Origin of the sequence: Paludibacterium purpuratum, assembly GCF_004363805.1 — a bacterium.
GTDB lineage: Bacteria > Pseudomonadota > Gammaproteobacteria > Burkholderiales > Chromobacteriaceae > Paludibacterium > Paludibacterium purpuratum.
Genome location: NZ_SNZP01000005.1, coordinates 99,298 through 117,539, shown reverse-complemented (window position 1 = coordinate 117,539; position 18,242 = coordinate 99,298). Strand labels below are relative to the sequence as shown.

20 protein-coding genes are annotated in these 18,242 nt (G+C 60.3%); 8 read left to right on the top strand and 12 right to left on the bottom strand.

Annotated features, from left to right (window positions below; all coding sequences use genetic code 11):
- Positions 1-37: 37 nt before the first annotated feature.
- The 3 genes from aptA (at position 38) to DFP86_RS07410 (ending at position 4,667) form a co-directional block, all read left to right on the top strand.
- Positions 38-1,354, top strand: a complete 1,317-nt coding sequence (gene aptA / locus DFP86_RS07420; RefSeq protein ID WP_243729336.1) for an omega-aminotransferase AptA — start codon at positions 38-40, stop codon at positions 1,352-1,354.
- Between the two features lie 11 nt (positions 1,355-1,365).
- Positions 1,366-2,853, top strand: a complete 1,488-nt coding sequence (locus tag DFP86_RS07415; RefSeq protein WP_133679717.1) for a CoA-acylating methylmalonate-semialdehyde dehydrogenase — start codon at positions 1,366-1,368, stop codon at positions 2,851-2,853.
- Between the two features lie 167 nt (positions 2,854-3,020).
- Positions 3,021-4,667: a methyl-accepting chemotaxis protein gene (locus tag DFP86_RS07410; protein ID WP_133679715.1), complete on the top strand. Its 1,647-nt coding sequence runs from the start codon at positions 3,021-3,023 to the stop codon at positions 4,665-4,667.
- Positions 4,668-4,697: 30 nt separating this feature from the next.
- On the opposite strand, the gene lnt is transcribed toward DFP86_RS07410, so the two are convergent.
- From lnt to DFP86_RS07375, 7 genes are all read right to left on the bottom strand, one after another.
- Positions 4,698-6,251 carry an apolipoprotein N-acyltransferase gene (gene lnt / locus DFP86_RS07405; RefSeq protein ID WP_243729335.1) on the bottom strand — a complete coding sequence of 518 codons (1,554 nt, stop codon included), beginning with the start codon at positions 6,249-6,251 and terminating at the stop codon, positions 4,698-4,700.
- Positions 6,241-7,077, bottom strand: coding sequence for an HlyC/CorC family transporter (locus DFP86_RS07400; protein ID WP_133679713.1), 837 nt, complete (start codon positions 7,075-7,077; stop codon positions 6,241-6,243). The genes lnt and DFP86_RS07400 overlap by 11 nt, the downstream gene beginning before the upstream one ends.
- A 5-nt stretch (positions 7,078-7,082) precedes the next feature.
- A complete protein-coding gene (gene ybeY, locus DFP86_RS07395; protein WP_133679711.1) occupies positions 7,083-7,589 on the bottom strand; it encodes an rRNA maturation RNase YbeY in 507 nt (168 codons plus the stop codon).
- Positions 7,564-8,529 (bottom strand): PhoH family protein, encoded by a 966-nt coding sequence (locus DFP86_RS07390; RefSeq protein ID WP_133679709.1) that lies wholly within the window; start codon positions 8,527-8,529, stop codon positions 7,564-7,566. The genes ybeY and DFP86_RS07390 overlap by 26 nt, the downstream gene beginning before the upstream one ends.
- Positions 8,530-8,593: 64 nt before the next feature.
- Positions 8,594-8,881, bottom strand: a complete 288-nt coding sequence (locus DFP86_RS07385; protein ID WP_133679707.1) for a YciI family protein — start codon at positions 8,879-8,881, stop codon at positions 8,594-8,596.
- Positions 8,882-8,906: 25 nt separating this feature from the next.
- Positions 8,907-10,235, bottom strand: a complete 1,329-nt coding sequence (miaB, locus tag DFP86_RS07380) for a tRNA (N6-isopentenyl adenosine(37)-C2)-methylthiotransferase MiaB (RefSeq protein ID WP_133679705.1) — start codon at positions 10,233-10,235, stop codon at positions 8,907-8,909.
- Between the two features lie 176 nt (positions 10,236-10,411).
- Positions 10,412-11,539 carry a metallophosphoesterase gene (locus DFP86_RS07375; RefSeq protein WP_133679703.1) on the bottom strand — a complete coding sequence of 376 codons (1,128 nt, stop codon included), beginning with the start codon at positions 11,537-11,539 and terminating at the stop codon, positions 10,412-10,414.
- Between the two features lie 125 nt (positions 11,540-11,664).
- Between DFP86_RS07375 and DFP86_RS19275 the strand changes: the two genes are divergently transcribed.
- Positions 11,665-12,033 (top strand): VOC family protein, encoded by a 369-nt coding sequence (locus tag DFP86_RS19275; RefSeq protein ID WP_166642188.1) that lies wholly within the window; start codon positions 11,665-11,667, stop codon positions 12,031-12,033.
- Positions 12,034-12,049: 16 nt separating this feature from the next.
- On the opposite strand, the gene DFP86_RS07365 is transcribed toward DFP86_RS19275, so the two are convergent.
- Together DFP86_RS07365 and DFP86_RS07360 are read right to left on the bottom strand one after the other, a co-directional pair.
- Entirely contained in the window at positions 12,050-12,532 is a 483-nt protein-coding gene (locus DFP86_RS07365) for a glutathione peroxidase (RefSeq protein ID WP_133679699.1), read from the bottom strand.
- A gap of 88 nt (positions 12,533-12,620) precedes the next feature.
- Positions 12,621-13,520, bottom strand: coding sequence for an aldo/keto reductase (locus tag DFP86_RS07360; protein ID WP_208108256.1), 900 nt, complete (start codon positions 13,518-13,520; stop codon positions 12,621-12,623).
- An 82-nt stretch (positions 13,521-13,602) separates the two neighbouring features.
- On the opposite strand from DFP86_RS07360, the gene DFP86_RS07355 reads away from it, so the two are divergent.
- On the top strand, positions 13,603-13,944 hold the full coding sequence (locus DFP86_RS07355) for a zinc ribbon domain-containing protein YjdM (protein WP_133679697.1): 342 nt from the start codon (positions 13,603-13,605) through the stop codon (positions 13,942-13,944).
- A 21-nt stretch (positions 13,945-13,965) separates the two neighbouring features.
- Here the strand turns inward: DFP86_RS07355 and DFP86_RS07350 are convergent, their stop codons facing one another.
- Positions 13,966-14,901 carry a glutaminase gene (locus DFP86_RS07350; RefSeq protein ID WP_243729334.1) on the bottom strand — a complete coding sequence of 312 codons (936 nt, stop codon included), beginning with the start codon at positions 14,899-14,901 and terminating at the stop codon, positions 13,966-13,968.
- Between the two features lie 194 nt (positions 14,902-15,095).
- On the opposite strand from DFP86_RS07350, the gene DFP86_RS07345 reads away from it, so the two are divergent.
- Positions 15,096-15,308, top strand: coding sequence for a Flp family type IVb pilin (locus DFP86_RS07345; RefSeq protein WP_133679695.1), 213 nt, complete (start codon positions 15,096-15,098; stop codon positions 15,306-15,308).
- Here the strand turns inward: DFP86_RS07345 and DFP86_RS07340 are convergent.
- Entirely contained in the window at positions 15,305-16,270 is a 966-nt protein-coding gene (locus DFP86_RS07340) for a phosphatase PAP2 family protein (RefSeq protein WP_133679693.1), read from the bottom strand. The two genes, DFP86_RS07345 and DFP86_RS07340, sit on opposite strands and share 4 nt — an antisense overlap.
- Before the next feature lies 1 nt (position 16,271).
- Complete coding sequence (locus DFP86_RS07335) at positions 16,272-16,886, bottom strand: methyltransferase family protein (RefSeq protein WP_133679691.1); 615 nt, start codon at positions 16,884-16,886, stop codon at positions 16,272-16,274.
- A gap of 598 nt (positions 16,887-17,484) precedes the next feature.
- On the opposite strand from DFP86_RS07335, the gene DFP86_RS07330 reads away from it, so the two are divergent.
- Positions 17,485-17,682, top strand: a complete 198-nt coding sequence (locus tag DFP86_RS07330) for a Flp family type IVb pilin (RefSeq protein WP_133679689.1) — start codon at positions 17,485-17,487, stop codon at positions 17,680-17,682.
- A 39-nt stretch (positions 17,683-17,721) separates the two neighbouring features.
- Positions 17,722-18,222 carry an A24 family peptidase gene (locus DFP86_RS07325; RefSeq protein WP_166642187.1) on the top strand — a complete coding sequence of 167 codons (501 nt, stop codon included), beginning with the start codon at positions 17,722-17,724 and terminating at the stop codon, positions 18,220-18,222.
- The last annotated feature ends 20 nt before the right edge of the window (positions 18,223-18,242 follow it).

The window sequence follows — 18,242 nt, the reverse complement described above, 5'->3', positions numbered from 1 at the left end:
GCTGGGATTCCGGCAGGACAGAGGAGAGGGGAGCGCAATGAATCGACCGAACATGGATGCCTATTGGATGCCGTTCACCGCCAACCGGCAATTCAAGCGCGCCCCGCGCCTTTTGGTGTCTGCCGACGGGATGTACTACACCGATGCCGACGGCCGCCAGGTGCTGGATGGCGCCGCCGGTTTGTGGTGCGTCAACGCCGGGCACAATCGCAGACCGATCGTCGAAGCCATCCAGCGCCAAGCCGGCGCACTCGATTACGCGCCGCCGTTCCAGATGGGACATCCGCTGGCATTCGAGGCGGCCGAACAACTGGTGGCCATGGCGCCGAATGGGCTGACCCAGGCGTTTTTCGTCAACTCCGGTTCCGAAGCGGTGGAAACCGCGCTCAAGATGGCGCTGGCTTATCACCGCGTGCGCGGCGATGCGGCACGGGTCAAGTTGATCGGCCGCGAGCGCGGCTATCACGGCGTCAACTTCGGCGGCGTGGCGGTCGGCGGCATGGCCGGCAATCGTAAGCACTTCCCGGTCACGCTGCCGATGGTCGACCATCTGCGCCATCCGCTCGACATCGCCAAGAACGCCTTCAGTCGTGGCGAGCCGGCGCATGGCGCCGAATTGGCGGAAGAACTGGAAAGCCGCATCCTGACACTGCACGATCCGTCCACCATTGCCGCAGTCATCGTCGAGCCGATGCAAGGCTCCACCGGGGTTATTTTGCCACCCAAGGGGTATCTGCAACGACTACGCCAGATCTGCGACAAATACGGCATCCTGTTGATCTTCGATGAAGTGATCACCGGTTTCGGCCGCCTGGGGGCCGATTGGGCCAGCAACAAATTCGGCGTGCTGCCCGATCTCTTAACCTGTGCCAAGGGCCTGACCAACGGCTCGGTGCCGATGGGTGCGGTGCTGGCCCGGTCCGCCATCTACCAGGCCTTCATGGACAGTGCGCCGGAGCAAGCTATCGAGTTTCCGCACGGCTACACCTATTCCGCTCATCCGCTGGCTTGCGCTGCGGCGATCGCGACCTTGGGCGTCTATCGCGACGACGGTCTGTTCCAGCGTGCCGCCGAGATGGCGCCTCACTTTGAAATGGCCGTGCACGCCCTCCAAGGCAAACCGCACGTCAAAGACATCCGCAACCTCGGCTTGGTGGCCGGCATCGAACTCGAGGCACGCCCGGGCGAGCCCGGCAAGCGCGGCATGGAGGTCTTTCTGAAATGTTGGGAGCAAGGGGTGATGGTGCGCGTCACCGGCGACACCCTGGCCGTTTCTCCGCCGCTGATCATCGAGGCCGAACACATCGACCGGCTGTTCGCCGTCCTTGGCCAGGCCATCGAACAAACCCCCTGATTGGAAACCGTATGAATACGCTCACGCACTACATTGCAGGCGAGCGCCATGCCGGCACCGGCGAGCGCTTTGGCGATGTCTACAACCCAGCGGTCGGTGCCGTTGTCGCCCGGGTACCGTTGGCGACCGACCGGGACGTCGATGCCGCCGTGGCGGCGGGTAGGCGGGCTTTCCCCGCCTGGGCCGATACGCCGCCGTTAAAGCGCGCCCGCATCCTGTTCCGCTTCAAGGAGTTGTTGACGCAGCACCAGCAGGCGCTGGCCGAGCTGATTTCCAGCGAGCATGGCAAGCTGGTGCCGGATGCGCTCGGCGAAGTGACGCGAGGGCTGGAAGTGGTCGAGTTCGCCTGTGGCATTCCGCATCTGCTTAAGGGGGAGTACAGCCCGCAAGTCGGCAGCGACATCGATAGTTACAGCCTACGCCAGCCGCTCGGCGTGGTGGCCGGTATTACGCCGTTCAACTTCCCTGCCATGGTGCCGATGTGGATGTTCCCGGTAGCGCTGGCCTGCGGCAATTGCTTCGTGCTCAAACCCTCCGAGCGCGACCCGTCCGCGGCACTGTTGCTGGCCGAGCTGCTGGCCGAGGCTGGTTTGCCCGCCGGGGTCTTCAATGTGGTGCATGGCGATAAGCAGGCGGTCGACGCGCTACTGCGCCATCCCGATGTGGCCGCGCTGAGCTTTGTCGGCTCGACGCCGATCGCCCGTTATATCTACCAAACCGGGGCAGAGCACGGCAAGCGTATCCAAGCGCTGGGCGGTGCCAAGAACCACTTGGTCGTCATGCCCGATGCTGATGTCGATCAGGCGGTCGAGGCACTGATCGGCGCCGCCTACGGCTCGGCCGGCGAGCGCTGTATGGCCATTTCGGTGGCGGTGGCCGTCGGCGACGTCGCCGATACGTTGGTGGCGCGGCTTGCCGAACGGGCACGCCAATTGAAGATCGGTAGCGGCAGCCAGTCCGGTGCCGAAATGGGGCCGCTGGTTACCCGGCAGCACCTGGAGCGCGTTCGCGGCTATATCGCCGCGGGTGTTGAAGCCGGGGCGCAGTTGGTGGTCGATGGCCGCGAGTATCGCCACCCGCAGGGCGCGGATGGCTTCTACCTCGGCGCAAGTCTGTTCGACCATGTGACGCCGGAGATGACCATTTATCGCGAGGAAATTTTCGGCCCGGTGTTGTGCGTACTGCGCGTCGACGATTTCGAGCAGGCGGTGGCACTGATCAACCGCCACGAATTCGCCAACGGCGTCAGTCTATTCACCCGTTCGGGCGGGGCCGCCCGCGAATTCTCGCAGCGTATCCAGGTCGGCATGGTCGGGATCAACGTGCCGCTGCCGGTGCCCATGGCATTCCATAGCTTCGGCGGTTGGAAGGCTTCGCTATTCGGCGATCATGCCATGCACGGCCCGGAGGGCATCCGTTTTTACACCCGCATCAAGACCGTCACCAGCCGCTGGCCCGACACGCTGAGCGCCGAGTTCGCCATGCCCACCATGAAATGAGTGGGTAGGGCGGTAACCGCTGTTTTAGCCCGGCGTCAGCCGGGCTTTTGCTTTGGCTCATGCAAAGAGGACGTAACACTGGTCAACGGCAGCAAATCATGCAATAACAATTAATTAGTGATCACAAATAACAATGGTACGGTGGTCAACCGAGACAGGGGGAGCAAATGGTGGTGTCTCAAATCAAGGGGGTTAGTCTACGTTTACGGTTGATGGCGCTGATGGCCTTTGCGGCGCTGATCCTCTGTATTCAGGGCGGATTCAGCATCTACGGCCAGCGTGCCAGTATGCTGCAAGACCGCCAGGACAAGACGCGCAATCAGGTCGAAGCGGCCGTCAGCATCGTCGCGCGCTTCGAAGCTTTGGCCGCGGAAGGCAAGTTGCCCACCGCCGAGGCGCAGACCTTGGCTCGCGCGGCGCTCACCGCTATCCGTTACGACAAGAAAGAATACTTCTTCGCTTTCGATTCCTCGATGCACTATCTGGTGCAAGGGGTCAAACCGGCGATGCTCGGCAAGGATGCGCACACGCTGCGCGATGCCGGAGGCAAGAACCTCGGCGATCTGTTCGATCAAACGATTGCCCAAGGCCAGGGTCAGGGCTTTGCCTCTTACATCTGGGAAAAGCCGGGTTTCGATGCGCCGCAATCCAAGATTTCCTACTTGATGACGACACCGGGCTGGCATTGGATCGTCGGCACCGGCATCTATCTCGATGACGTCGATGCGGCCTTCTATGCGCAAATGCGCTGGCTGGTCGTCGAGGTGCTGGTGTCGCTGGCGGTCCTGCTGGTGTTGGGCGCGCTGGTCACCCGGCGCATCCTGGCGCAACTGGGGGCCGAGCCTGCCATTACCACCGGCGTGGTGCAGCGCATCGCGGCCGGCTATCTGGACGAACCCGTGCCGATGCGCCCCGGCGATACTTCCAGTTTGCTGGCGGCGGTGGACGATATGAAAAACCACTTGCGCCAATTGGTGCACGACATTGTGGACGGCGCCAACCACTTGGGGCAGACCAGCGCCCAGGTGACCGCAAGCGCCGAACATGTCGCCGCCGGCTCGCGCGAGCAAAGCCGCTCGGCCAGCGCCATGGCTCAATCGGTCGAAACCATGACGCAGAGTATCCAGTCTATCGCCGAACATGCGCGCGAAGCGCGGCGACTGTCGGAGGTCTCCGGCGAGTTGTCGCGCGAGGGCAGTGCCGTGTTGGGACAGGCCGAGGGCGAAATGACGCGTATCGGCGCGTCGGTCAATGCCGCCGCCGGTACCATCGGCGACTTGGCTGCCCGTACCGCCAATATCACCTCGATCGTGCAAGTTATCCGTGAGGTCGCCGATCAGACGAATCTGCTGGCGCTCAATGCCGCCATCGAGGCGGCACGCGCCGGCGAGGCCGGTCGTGGCTTTGCCGTGGTGGCGGACGAGGTGCGCAAGTTATCCGAGCGTACCGCCATGGCCACGCGCGAAATCGCCACCATGGTCGAGGAGATCCAGCAGGGGTCCGATGCGTCGCACTCGACGATGGAAGAGGCCGTGGAGCGGGTGCAGAGCGGTCTGGCACTGATGCACCAAGGCGGCGACGCGGTGGCACGCATCCGCGACAGTGCCGAGGCCGTGCTGCATGCCGTGCATGACATTACCGAGGCTTTGCGGCAACAAGGCGAGGTCAGCCGCGATATTGCCCAGCACGTGGATCAAATCGCGGAGAGCAGCGACACCAATGCCTCTGCCACGCAACAGACATCGAAAGCCATTGAGGAAATCCACCGCCACGCCGAGCAACTGCGTGGCCTGGTGTCGCGCTTCAAGGTGTGAGCGGCCGACCCCGCTGCCGCGAACAGGCTGTTAGAGATGGTCGCGGTAGCGTGGCCGTTCGCTTGGCGCCCGACGGCGCAAGCGGATAAGCGGCGCGAACAACATCAGCACACCGGCGAGCAATACCGGCAGGTTGCCGTAGCGCATGAAGGGCGTCAGGCCAGTGCGGCCTTCGGCAAAACCGAGCAGCACCTGGCGGGTGAACGGTGCGGCGATCGCATCCACGGCACCGTCGGGGCGAATGATGGCGGTCATGCCGGTATTGGTCGAGCGTAGCATGAAGCGGCCGGTCTCCAGCGCTCGCGCTTGTGCCAGTTGCAGGTGTTGGCTCGCCGCCGTGCTTTTGCCGAACCAGGCCAGATTGCTGACGTTGGCCAACATGGTCGAATGCGCGGCCGGTCCAATCAATTCTTCGCCGAAACTATCCTCATAACACACGTTGAAGGCGATCTGCTGTCCGGCCAGCGCCAATGGCGCCTGCTGGTCTCCTCCGCGGCTGAAGCCGGACAAGGGCATGTTCATCCATTGATATAGCCAGCCGGTGAGGATCGGCAGCGGCACGAATTCGCCGAACGGCACCAGGTGATTTTTGGCGTAATACGGCATGCCGGGCGTGGTGAGCGCCACCACCGAGTTCAGATAGCCGTTCGGATTGCTGTCGCTACGGCGCGGTACGCCGGCGGCGACGGCCATGCCGTTGTGATTGGCCAGGCTTTGCAGGATTTGTATATAGTTCGGCGGCAGCTCGCTCAGCAGCGCCGGTAGCGCGGTCTCGGGCAGAATCATCAGATCGGCGCGCGTTTCGGCGATTTGCTGGCCATATAACCGCAATGTCGACTCGAAACTGATCGGATTCCACTTTAGCGATTGCGGAACGTTGCCTTGTGCCAGTGCGACGGTGATCGGCTTACCCACAGGGGTGGTCCAGGCAATCGGTTTGAGCGCCAAACCGCCGCCCCAAAGCGCGATCAGCCCGGCCGCGAGGCAGGCGCGACGCCACTTGCCGCTCGACACGGCCAATTGCAGCCCGCCTGCGCTGAGCGCCACCAACAGGGTCACCAACAAAATACCGCCGACCGGCGCGTAACCGGCCAACGGGCTTTCCGTGATCTGCGAGTAGCCGACCTGGCCCCAAGGGAAGCCGGATAGCATCCAGCCGCGCAACCATTCCATCAGTGTCCAGGCCGCCGGAAACAGCAGTAGCCAGCGTTCGGCCGCGCCGGCTCCGCACTTGTCGCCGATGCGGATGGTCATCCAGGCCGCCAGGCCGGGGTAGAGCGCCAGATAGGCCGGCAACAGCACGGTGAGCGGCACGGCGAGCCAGGCCGGCATACCGGCGACATCGTGCAGCGAGATGAAGATCCAGTTGAAATTGCACAAGTAGGACGATAAGCCCCAGGCATAACCGAGCCAGAAGGCGTGCTTGCCGCCGCGGGACAGCGTGTTGGCCAGAATCGCCAACGACAGCGGCATGATCCAATAGATGCGATAGGGCGCAAAGCCCAACACGGTCACAACGCCGGCCAGGGTGGCCAGGATCAACAACAGCGCCAGGCGCATGGCTTGGGAACGTTCAGGCGTCACGTTGGACTTTTTCCACCAAAAGGGTTTGCAGGCGCCGGCTGTCGGCTTTGATGACGGTAAAACGCATCCCGTCGGATTCCTGGCTGTCGCCGCGCTTGGGCACGTGGCCGAACATCTCCAGCACCAGGCCGCCGATGGTGTCGACGTCGTCGCTGGCGAAGCGCGAGCCGAAAAATTCGTTGAAGACTTCGATCTCGGTCAGTGCGCTGACCCGATATCGCTGACCGCGCACCTGCACGATTTGCTCTTCGGTCTCGGTGAAATCGGTCTCGTCTTCGATATCGCCGACGATTTGCTCGATCACGTCCTCAATGGTCACCAAGCCCGCTACGCCGCCATACTCGTCCACCACCACCGCCAAGTGGTTGCGCGTGCTGCGAAAATCCTTGAGCAGGACGTTCAGCGGTTTGGATTCGGGCACGAAAACCACCGGGCGCAGCACCTTGGCCAGGTCGAAGGTTTCCGGGTTATGGAAGTAGCGCAGCAGATCCTTGGCCAGCAGAATGCCGATGACGTCGTCGCGATCCTCGCCGATGACCGGAAAGCGCGAGTGGCCGCTCTCGATCACCATCGGCAGAAAGCGCTCGATCGGATCGGCTTGGCGGATCACATCCATCTGGCTGCGTTGAATCATGACATCGCCGACGGTCAGTTCGCCGACCGACAGCACCCCTTCGATCATGCCCAGCGCTTCGGCATCGAGGAGATTGCGCGCATAGGCGGCATGCAGTAACTCGACCAATTCCTCTCGGTCTTCCGGCTCGTGCTGGAACAGATCGGACAAACGTTCCAACCAGTTGGGGCGGGGTTTACTGGGGTCTTCCATGATGTTTAGGCGTGCTCCTCGCCGTAGGGATCCGGGTATCCTAGCCGCTTGACGATGACGGTTTCAAGCGCTTCCATGGCTTCGGCCTCTTCTTCCTCGAGATGGTCGAAACCCTGCAGATGCAACATGCTGTGTACCACCAGGTGCGCATAGTGCGCATCCAGCGTTTTGCCCTGTTCGCGCGCTTCGCGCTCGACGACCGGTGCGGTCAGCACGATGTCGCCGAATAGCGGCATGCCGGGCAGCGGATCCTCGCCCTCATTGAGTGCGAACGTCAACACATTCGTGGCGTAATCCTTGCCGCGATAGTCGCGGTTGAGTGTCCGTCCCTCGGCCTCGTCCACCACGCGCAGACCGATTTCGGCCGCCTGCACCTCGGGCAGCAGTGCCGCCTCGGCCCAGCGGCGCATGGCGGCCGCATCCGGCGTGTTGGGCCGTGCCGCCACATCGTCCACACTCAAATTGAGGCGTGCGGTTCTGGGTGTTCTAATTCTTTGCTTGGCGATTTTCATCCTGGTCCTGCCATTGTTCGTAAGCGTCGACGATCTTCTGTACCAGCGGGTGGCGCACCACATCCTCGCTCTGGAAGTGCTGGAAATGAATGCCGCGGATTTTGCCGAGTATGCGCTCCACCTCGACCAGGCCGCTCTTTTGGTGGCGTGCCAAGTCGATCTGGGTGACGTCGCCGGTGATGACCGCGCGCGAACCGAAGCCGATACGGGTCAAGAACATCTTCATCTGTTCCGGCGTGGTGTTTTGCGCTTCGTCGAGAATGATGAAGCTGTTGTTCAGCGTGCGGCCGCGCATATAGGCCAGTGGCGCGATCTCGATCAGACCCTTTTCGAACATGCGGGTCACCTTGTCGAAGCCCATCAGGTCGTAGAGTGCGTCGTACAGCGGACGCAGGTACGGATCGACTTTCTGTGCCAGATCGCCGGGCAAAAAGCCCAGCTTTTCGCCCGCCTCGACTGCCGGGCGCACCAGTACCAAGCGCTTCACCTGGTCGCGCTCCATGGCGTCCACGGCGCAGGCGACCGCCAGGTAGGTCTTGCCGGTGCCGGCCGGGCCGATGCCGAAAGTGATGTCGTGTTCGAGGATGGCCTTGATGTAGTCGGCCTGGCGCGGGGTGCGGCCGCGCAGTTCGCCGCGACGGGTGTGCAGTAGCGGGCGTTCGTCGTGGGTGGCGGACGGTGCCTGGCGCTGGATTTCCACTAGGCACAATTGTACGTCTTCGATATCCAGCGGCTGCTTTTCCGCCTGCAGGTAGAGTTCGGTCAGCGCCAAGACCGCGGCGTGCGCCTGCTCGCCCTGGATTTTGAAATGTTCGCCCCGGCGCTGGACGGCGACGTCCAGGCCGATTTCGATCTGTTTCAGGTTTTCGTCCAGCGGCCCGCACAAATTGGCCAGTCGCTGGTTGTCGACGGGGGAGAAACTGAGAGGTTCGGTGTGCAAGTTTTGGGGGTCTCCATTTCGTGCAGGAACGGCCCGTAGGAGCGGCTTTAGCCGCTCCTACATGTTATGCCGTTGTCAGTGCCTCGAAGCCGCTTGCGGCCATGCTCGGCACGAATTCGACGATATCGTAGCGCGCCACGCCGCCCACGGCAAAAGGATCCTGGGCAAGCCAGGCTTCAAGCTCGGCGCGCTCGCCGCGCGCCAGGATCACGCCGCCGTCGCGCGGCACCTTGCGGCCCGAGGCAATGGCCATCCCCGAGGCATAGCCGCCCTTGAGCCATTCGACATGGGCTGCCAGCAGCTTGTCTACTTCTGTTAGCGGTTGGATGTAGGTCAACGTCACAACGAACATAGCGGACTCCTTATGCCTCCGGCGATTATTCGGCGATCACCGCCTCGCCGAGTAGCGAATGCGGCAGTGCCTCGACGATGCGTACGTCGATCATTTGATTGATGAGCCGTAGCGGCCCAGGGAAATTGACCACGCGGTTGTTGGCGGTGCGCGCGGAGAGTTGCCCCGGTTCGCGTTTACCGGGGCCCTCGACCAGCACGCGTTCGACGCTGCCGACCATTGCGCGGTTGGTGCTGAAGTGCTTGGCTTCGATGACTTCGTTGAGCGCTTCGAGCCGGCGTACCTTTTCTTCGTGCGGCGTATCGTCCGACAGGTTGGCCGCCGGCGTGCCGGGGCGCGGGCTGTAGATGAACACGAAGCTCAGGTCGAATTCGAGATCGCGCACCAGTTTGAGTGTGGCCTCGAAATCGGCTTCGGTTTCGCCGGGGAAGCCGACGATGAAGTCCGACGACAAGCATAGATCAGGCCGCGCGGCACGCAGCTTGCGGATGACCGACTTGTATTCCAGGGCCGTATAGCCCCGCTTCATCGCCATCAGGATTCGGTCGGAGCCGCTTTGGACCGGCAGGTGAACGTGCGAAACCAGCTTGGGTAGCGTGCGGAAGCAGTCGACCAGGCGGTCGGTGAACTCGCGCGGGTGGCTAGTGGTAAAGCGAATGCGCTCGACGCCGGGGATTTCGTGTACGTACTCCAGCAGCATGGCGAAGTCGGCAATGCCGCCGTCGGCCATGGCGCCGCGATAGGCGTTGACGTTCTGCCCCAGCAGCGTTACTTCCTTGATCCCCTGTTGGGTCAGGCCCGCCACTTCGGTCAGCACGTCCTCGAACGGTCGCGAGACCTCTTCGCCACGGGTATAGGGCACCACGCAGTATGAGCAATACTTGGAACAGCCTTCCATGATCGAGACGAAAGCGGCCCCGCCAGTCACTTTGGCCGGCGGCAAATGATCGAATTTCTCGATTTCCGGAAAGGAGATGTCCACCTGGGCGCTGCCGGTCTGACGGCGGCTATCGATCAGCGCCGGTAAACGGTGCAGTGTTTGCGGTCCGAACACGACATCGACGTAGGGTGCGCGCCGGATGATCTCTTCGCCTTCTTGGGACGCGACACAGCCGCCGACGCCGATCAGCAGTTCGGGCTTGCGATCCTTCAATTGGCGGATACGGCCAAGATCGGAGAATACTTTCTCCTGTGCCTTCTCGCGGACCGAACAGGTATTGAACAGAATGACGTCGGCGTCTTCGGGCGAATCCGTCTTGACCATGCCTTCAGCTGCGCCGAGCACGTCGAGCATCTTGTCCGAATCGTACTCGTTCATCTGGCAGCCGAAGGTCTTGATAAACACTTTCTTCATTGCAATCGATCCAGCCTGTCTGGCCGGCAAGTCGCGTGTCCGATGCAAAAAGCCCGTTGAGCCGTCTCAACGGGCTTAGGGACGCTGTCTAGAGGGTCCTCGGGGCGCGCCTCTCTCCGGCGAATGCGTATTCAAACCGCTGATTATACGGTCAAAACCAGTAAAATCGCCAGCATTTATGCGCGCGTCAAGCGCAACAGGGTAATCTCCGATGGCGCGAACAGGCGGATGGGCGGCCCCCAATACCCGGTGCCGCGGCTGGTATAGACTTGTAGGCGACCGACGCGGTGCAGGCCGGCGACAAACGGCTGCTGTAGCGGTACCAGCCAGTTCCATGGCAGGAATTGGCCGCCGTGGGTATGGCCGGAAAGTTGCAGGTCGAAGCCGGCTGCCGATGCGGCCGGTGCGCTTCTAGGCTGATGAGCCAGCAAGATACGCACGGCGGCCTCGGCCGGGGCCCCCGCCAGCGAGGCGCATGGGTCGCTGGCCTGCCCGCCCTCGAAGTGACCGGCCGAGTAGTCCGTCACGCCAGCGAGCACCAGGCTGGCGGCGCCGCGCCGCAGGACGACATGACTGTTTTCCAGCACGGTGAGTCCTAGGCGACGAAATTCGGCGATCCATTCGCGCGCGCCGGAATAATACTCATGGTTGCCTGTGACCAGATGAACGCCGTGTCGCGCCGTCAGCTCGGCGAGCGGCTGGGTCTGTGCCGCCAAGCGACGTACGCTTCCGTCCACCACGTCGCCGGTGATGACAATTACATCGGCATCGAGCGCGTTGGCTGCTCGCACGATGCGCGCCAGGTAACCTTGCTTGATGGTCGGGCCGACGTGAATGTCGCTAAGCTGAGCGAGGGTGAAGCCGTCGAATTCGGACGGCAGGCCAGGCAGAACGATATCTACACGGCGAACGCGGGCCACGCGGCGAGCATTGAATAGGCCGACGAGGAGTAGCATCGGCACTAGCCACAGCACGCTTTGTGCCGAGAACTCAGACAGCCAGACCCGTCGGGATGGCATGAATGGCCACGTCAACACCAGCAGCACATCGCGTGCGGCGGTCAAGCTCAACGTCAGGGCAAATAATCCGAGCCAAACTAGACCGACCCAGGACAAAGCATCGGCCAGAAGGGGCGATTTCATGCCCCGCAGCAGTAGCGACGAAGGTACTGCCAGACTCGAAACCAGCAACACGGCGAGCTGCCAGCCAGGCCCGTTCGGCGATGCCAGTAGGCGCTGCCCGATATACAGGTGCAACAGTAGCGACAGCGAGAAAATTGTCAGCAACACGCGGCGGGGCGGCATCGCGATCTCTCTATATACTTAACTTATTAATTAATAATACCTGTCATATCGACTATAACGTCTTACGATATCCCACTTGTCATGGCGCACGTGCCAGATTGCGCGTCGCGCGAGGAGCTTTCGCAATGACGATGCCTTCTCATGTCTTGCTGTATGTCGATGATCTGGCTGCCAGCACGGCCTTTTATACGGAAGTGCTGGGCGAAGCGCCGGTGTCCGCCACCGCCTCGTTTGTCCTCTTCGAGCAAGAGGAGGGGGTGCGGTTGGGCTTATGGGCGCGAGAGTGCGTCGAACCCGCGTCGACCATTGCCGGCGGCGGCGCCGAACTGGTGATCGTGCTCGACGATGAGGACGCGGTCGATAGTCGTCACGATGAACTACAGCACCAGGAGCGATGCATCGTTATTCAGCCTCCGCTAGAGACGGAATACGGCCGCAGCTTTGTATTGCTCGATCCGGATGGCCATCGCGTTCGGATCATGATGCCATTTTGACGACGCGCCTCTGGCCCTATAGCAAGGTCTCGATGCGCGCCGCGAGTTTTTCCGGGCGCGTCATCGGTGCGAAGCGTGCCACCACCCGGCCTTGGCGATCGATCAGGAACTTGGTGAAATTCCAATGGATGCGGCCGAGGCCCAGCAACCCTGGCCGGGCCCGCTTAAGCTTGCGCCATAACGGGTGGGCATGGGCGCCGTTGACCTCGACGCGCTCGGCCATCGGAAAATCCACCCCATAGTTTTTCCGGCAGAAAGCACCGATGTCCTGGGGGCTGCCAGGATCCTGGCTCCCAAACTGGTTGCAGGGGAAGCCCAGCACCACCAGACCGCGTTCGCTATAGCGCGCATACAGCGCTTGCAGCTCGGCAAATTGCGGCGTAAATCCACATTTGCTTGCCGTGTTCACCACGAGCACCACCTTGCCGCGCAAGGCGGTCGGGTCGATCGGATTCCCGTTAAGCCCATTGATTTGCTGATCGAACAGATCGTGGCTCATGCCTATTCCCCTTGGATAATAGGCACATGCTGCCATGCGGTATGGGTGGTTAGCAATGAGAATCATTCTGGCAAAGTGTCGGCCGCGATCAAGCTACCTCATGCCCGCTGGCCGCCGACAGAATGCGATACCAATGCTGGCGCTCAAGTTGTAGCGCGGTCGCGGCGACAGCATCGCGCACGACGTCGATGCGACCGCTGCCGGTCAACGGCAAGGCCTGGCAGGGCAGCTGCATGATCCAGGCATACACCAGGGTTGCCGGTGTCGTACCCAGCTCCGCTGCCAGCTCGAGCAACACATCGTGCGTCGGATTGGCACTGTCCGTGCGGGTGAATAGCAGCCCGCCGCCCAGTGCCGACCAGATCATCGGCGCCACCTGGTGGCGTTGCAAGGTATCGAATTGCCCATCGGTCAGCGGCGCCAGATGCAGCGGCGAAAACTCGAGTTGGTTGGTCGCAAGGGCGATGCGGCTGTCGAGTGCCTCGAATTGCGCCGGCGTGAAGTTGGAGACCCCGAAATGCTTTACTTTGCCATCGGCGCGCAAGCGCTCGAAGGCGCCCGCCATCTCGTCATAATCCATCAGTGGATCTGGGCGGTGGATCAGCAACAGATCCAGCGTATCGACCTGCAGTTCGGTCAGCGTGCGTTCGGTCGAGGCGATGATATGCGCCGCGCTGGTGTCGTAATGCTTGATGCGGTGTTCCGGCCGGTGCGGCGAGACGAGCTTGATGCCGCATTTGCTGACCAATTGGATCTGGCGCTTGAGGCTGGGTGCCTGGGCCAGTGCTTCGCCGAACAATTGCTGGCACTGGTAGTTGCCGTAAATATCGGCATGATCGAACGTGGTCACGCCTAGCGCGATGCACTGCTCGATAAAGCGAATGCGCTCGGCCAGCGGCAGATTCCAATCGGCCAGGCGCCACATGCCGGCGACGATGCGGGAAAACTCGGGGCCATCTTGGCGTAGTGTGATTCGAGGGCAGTGCATGTTGTTCTCCATATAAAAATTACGCATGTCGTCAACGCTTCCGGTATCCTCCCGGCTTTGTTATCTCCGATTGGATCTCGCCATGTCTACGATTCCCGCCTGTCCGCAATGTGCAATGGAAAATACCTATCCGGACGGTGACAACTATGTTTGCGCCGATTGCGGCCACGAGTGGCCAATGCAGGCCGCGGCCGACGGCACTGAAGACGATGCGCCGGTGCGCGATGCCAACGGCACGGTGCTGCAAGACGGCGACGCCGTCGTGCTGATCAAGGATCTGAAGGTCAAAGGCAGCTCGATCACCCTGAAAATGGGCACCAAGGTCAAAAGCATCCGGCTGGTGAGCGGCGGCGACCACGAGGTCGATTGCCGCATGGATGCCGGTAGTTTCATGCTCAAGGCCTGCTTCCTCAAGAAGGTCTGATCCTCAGACCGTGGGCACGCTCTAGAAAATCGAATTACCCGCCAGGGTGGTAAAGCGCTCCAGCGCCATGCCGCCCGCCAGCGAATTGCCGTTGGCATCCAGTCCGGGCGACCAGACGCAGACCGCCAGCTCGCCCGGCACCACCGCCACAATCCCGCCGCCCACGCCGCTCTTGGCCGGCAGCCCCACCCGGTAGGCGAAATCGCCCGCCGCATCGTAAGTGCCGCAGGTCAGCAGAACGGCGCACAGGCGCTTGGCCTCGCTGGCGGTCAGCAGATGCTCACCGCTTTGCGGTACCACCCCGCGATTGGCCAGAAACAATGCCGCCGTTGCCAATTCGCGGCAGCTCATGGCGATCGAACACTGGTGGAAATAGCTATCCAGCAACACCTCCACCGGCGATTGAATCCGTCCGAAACTCTTCATGAAGTTGGCCATGGCGGCATTGCGATGCCCGGTGGCGGCTTCCGATTCGGCCACCTCATGGTCGAAGTTGATATCGTTCCGGCCGCTCAGCCGGCGCAGGAAATGCAAAATGGCCAGGTGGGCATTGACCGAATGGCTGCAAAGCACGTCGGTGACCGCCAATGCCCCGGCATTGATAAAGGGATTGCGCGGCTTGCCAGCCTCGTTTTCCAGTTGCACCAAGGAATTGAAAGGATTGCCGGACGGTTCGCGGCCGACGCGCTCCCATAAGCCATCCCCCAGCTGGCGGAAGGCCAGCGTCAGCGCGAACAACTTGGAAATACTCTGAATGGAAAAACGCTTGTCGGCAGCGCCCACCGCATAGTAGCGACCGTCCAGCGTAACCACGCACATGCCGAATTGTGCCAGTGGCACTTGGGCTAGCGAGGGAATGTAATCGGCGACGCGTCCTTGCCGCATCAGCGGCGCCACCTCTTCTGCGATGGCGTCTAAAATCGCTTGGTAATCGACCTGCATAGATAAGATAGACACTTCAGGCTTGCAAGACATTTAGCGTAGCGCATTTTTAATGACAAAGTCTTTGACTTGACTGGGTATTCGGCACGCAAGGCTGCTTTGATGGCAATGCCCCTCGCTGCGGGGGAAAGGGTTTGATCTACATCAACCACCCTCTGGCAGGGGGGCTTCTACACTGCGTCCTCAAGATAAAACAACGAGGTGGGGCAATGCACCGATCGATCGAGCGCCGCGAGGGCAACAGGATGTGGCCGGCGGGTTTTCTGCAAGACCAGCGCGGTGTGACCGCGCTGGAGTATGCCGTTATAGCGGGGTTGGTGGTGATGGCTGTAGTGGGCGTATCATCCCTTATTCAGGGTATTTTCTCCCATGGTTTTGCTCAAATTGCCACGCTAGTCAGCGACGCCTTTGCTCACTTCTAAACAGCAAACCTGAGCGCCCGCAGTTCGGGCGCTGTGCTGAACCACAGGCGACTTAGCCAGATCAATACTGCGCACAAAACTGCGCCAGCCAGCATATCTACCAGATAGTGACCACCATAGTAAGGTGTCGATAGCAGCATGGCGCCATTGAGTGCTAGCGATACCGGAAATAGCCATTTCCAGCCGCGCAGAGCGTAGCAAAATATAATCGCCATACAGGTATGGAACGAGGGAATCGAGACGAGTCCCTGTAAGTTCGTGAAATCGATGATATACGTAGGGCGGGTGCGCAACGGCAAAAACTGCGACGTCAACTCGCGAGCCGATTGGTTGGCCACTTCGTAGAAATAGTAGGTGCCTTGTGCCGGCATGAACCGCACTGTCACTACGGAAATGAAGCTGGATATCAATAGTAACGCGAGCATTTCCCTCATCCGCTGCGTGTGGCCTGTTATGGCCAGGAAAAACATCAGCAGCGACATCTGGCCCGGCGCGCTTGCGTAAGTCGCTCTCAGCACGGCACGCAGCATGGGGAGGCTGTTGAGCAAGCGATAGTAGCCAAGCCAATCGAAGTGGATGAGCCGATCCCAGTGGGCAAGATCTGCGTCGATGGCGGGTGCCCCTGCCCTGATGTTGACGTATGACAATACAACGATTGCTTTGAAAGCACTGGCGACATAGATGACAGCGAGCTGGAAATAGCCAAAGCGTTTGGCAAAGACCATTGCCTTGCAGAATGTGCGAGATGACGGTCTGGATAGACTGTTGGGTAGCTCTCCCGCCGCGAGAACGAGCAGCGTCAGCGCCAATAAACCTCCCATGTAAAGCGCGAAACAGGCCAATCCGGTGGGTTCAATGCTGCAGTTGACGCGCGGCAGCAGCCAGTAGTCCATGCCGATAAGCATGAATAGTCCGAGTAGCCACGGCGTGGCCTGACGAAAAGGGGTAGTGTTTTCGAACATGTCAGAAAACTCCGGGTATCAAACGGAATCGAACATGGCCGCAGTAATCGCGGTAATCCGGGTCATCGCGCAAAATGCACTCCTCCCGCCGCAGGCGGATGATCTGCACGCTATAAAGCACCGTGTAGACCAGCAGGTTTTGCCAGCAGTATGAAACCAGTAGAAACCCAAGATGATTGAACAGATAGCCGGCGTAGATAGGATGGCGCAAGACGCGGTAAGCACCCGTGGTCACAACGCCGCGATTGGCGGGTAGCAGGCCGAAGGCGCGGCGCAAAGACCATTTTGCATAGAGCGACCAACTCAGGCCCGTGCATTGCAATAGCACGCCAATCGATTCCGGTACGAGATGGATGCCCGGTGTGAGCCGAACCGCTAGAAAGTAATAGGTCGCGACCAACGTGCAAAACAGGCTGACTGGATGCCAATCGCGACGTTTGGGCACCTTGCTGATGAGTAATAGCAGCACAACGGTGCCTTCTCCCAGCATCAGCAGCAGCAGCGATAGACGGTTCGGCTGCAGCCGCCATTGGTGCCAACTGGCATGAACGAACCACGATCCCGCCAAGACTGCGCAGGCCCGCAGCAAGATCTCATGAAAACGCCAGATGTTCATTACATATCCCTTCACTATCCACGCCACTGGCCGCTAGAAGCCGGCAAGTTAGCTAAATTAAGCGCGGAACGATATATCGAATATGTTTTAAACGGCCAGTGAATTCACAAAATTGATGTAATAGCGCAACAATTTCGTCACAAAAGCAAAAAATGGCAGCTAGTTGGCTGAAGTTGCCGGCATGAAGGCGGATTTTGGCTGCACCTTCTCGCATTTTTCTCATTTCACATTTCTGAATTAGTAAGCAAATCCTTTAAAAATCAATATTTACGAATATGGCAAAAGACTTTGTCATGATATGTGCATCGAAATAAATGCCTATGGAATTATGATTTTGCGCAAAATAAGTAGTGATACGTACGTAATTTCAATTAAAAACAACATTGAATTATTTGTTTTTCATTTTTTTGCGCATCGCATTTTTGACTTAGATCAAGTTGCCGGGAGGGGGGTGGGGAATAATTGCGCCGTCACAGGGGGTGGCTGTAAGACATGCTTGAAAAAGACGTAGCGATTTATAGCTTATAGCAGTGCAAAGTGCACGGCTTCGCTCCCGAAGCATGACGCAAAGACGACTAACCAATATCGAGGGGTACCTATGAAACTCAAACAATTCTTCCAACTGTTCAAGAAAAACGAACGCGGCGTGACCGCCCTGGAATACGCCGTCATCGCCGGCGTGGTGGTAGTTGTGGTGGCAGGTCTGTCCGGCAAGATTTCCCAGATCTATACCACTGCGTTTACCAACATCAGCGCCACGATCAGCAACGCCACGACTCCGTCCTCGGGTTCGTAATCGGTCTTTGCCAATCGTGATCCTGTTAGGCGGATGTCTATGCTTGCCGATCGACTGATCGCCTACCTGCTTCCTCTGGTCGCCGCGGCATGCACATTGCTGTTGCTGACTTTGGCCTGGCAGGATCTGCGCCACAGGCGGCTGCCGAACAAATGGGTGGCCGCCTTGGGCGCTTTGTATTTGCTGGCTTCGCCAGCGCTGGCTTCCCCTCTGCTGCCGCATCTTCTCGTCGGATTGGTCACTTTGTTGTTCGCTATGGTGCTGACTGCCCGAGGCTTGATGGGCGGCGGCGATGCCAAGCTGATTTGCGTGCTCATGCTGTGGGCGGGGCCTGAGGGGGCGTTGGCCACTTTGTTCTGGATCACGCAATTTGGCTTGTTGCTGGCATTGCTGGGCTTTGCCGCACAAAAAGGGTTACGGCGTGGCACGCCACGTTGGTTGCGCCAACCGCTGCGCTGTCTGACGGCTAAGCGGGGTTTGCCTTATGGCGTGGCATTGGCCTGCGGCGGCCTGATCGCGATCGCATCGCAGTTGAACTGATTCAAGTCCCCGGATGACGG

Bases quoted from the DNA above. Each gene is read 5' to 3' on its own strand.
- aptA (WP_243729336.1), top strand. From the start codon at position 38: ATGAATCGACCGAACATGGATGCCTATTGGATGCCGTTCACCGCCAAC.
- DFP86_RS07415 (WP_133679717.1), top strand. From the start codon at position 1,366: ATGAATACGCTCACGCACTACATTGCAGGCGAGCGCCATGCCGGCACC.
- DFP86_RS07410 (WP_133679715.1), top strand. From the start codon at position 3,021: ATGGTGGTGTCTCAAATCAAGGGGGTTAGTCTACGTTTACGGTTGATG.
- DFP86_RS07400 (WP_133679713.1), bottom strand. From the start codon at position 7,077: ATGGAAGACCCCAGTAAACCCCGCCCCAACTGGTTGGAACGTTTGTCC.
- ybeY (WP_133679711.1), bottom strand. From the start codon at position 7,589: ATGAAAATCGCCAAGCAAAGAATTAGAACACCCAGAACCGCACGCCTC.
- DFP86_RS07385 (WP_133679707.1), bottom strand. From the start codon at position 8,881: ATGTTCGTTGTGACGTTGACCTACATCCAACCGCTAACAGAAGTAGAC.
- miaB (WP_133679705.1), bottom strand. From the start codon at position 10,235: ATGAAGAAAGTGTTTATCAAGACCTTCGGCTGCCAGATGAACGAGTAC.
- DFP86_RS07375 (WP_133679703.1), bottom strand. From the start codon at position 11,539: ATGCCGCCCCGCCGCGTGTTGCTGACAATTTTCTCGCTGTCGCTACTG.
- DFP86_RS19275 (WP_166642188.1), top strand. From the start codon at position 11,665: ATGACGATGCCTTCTCATGTCTTGCTGTATGTCGATGATCTGGCTGCC.
- DFP86_RS07365 (WP_133679699.1), bottom strand. From the start codon at position 12,532: ATGAGCCACGATCTGTTCGATCAGCAAATCAATGGGCTTAACGGGAAT.
- DFP86_RS07360 (WP_208108256.1), bottom strand. From the start codon at position 13,520: ATGCACTGCCCTCGAATCACACTACGCCAAGATGGCCCCGAGTTTTCC.
- DFP86_RS07355 (WP_133679697.1), top strand. From the start codon at position 13,603: ATGTCTACGATTCCCGCCTGTCCGCAATGTGCAATGGAAAATACCTAT.
- DFP86_RS07345 (WP_133679695.1), top strand. From the start codon at position 15,096: ATGCACCGATCGATCGAGCGCCGCGAGGGCAACAGGATGTGGCCGGCG.
- DFP86_RS07340 (WP_133679693.1), bottom strand. From the start codon at position 16,270: ATGTTCGAAAACACTACCCCTTTTCGTCAGGCCACGCCGTGGCTACTC.
- DFP86_RS07335 (WP_133679691.1), bottom strand. From the start codon at position 16,886: ATGAACATCTGGCGTTTTCATGAGATCTTGCTGCGGGCCTGCGCAGTC.
- DFP86_RS07330 (WP_133679689.1), top strand. From the start codon at position 17,485: ATGAAACTCAAACAATTCTTCCAACTGTTCAAGAAAAACGAACGCGGC.
- DFP86_RS07325 (WP_166642187.1), top strand. From the start codon at position 17,722: ATGCTTGCCGATCGACTGATCGCCTACCTGCTTCCTCTGGTCGCCGCG.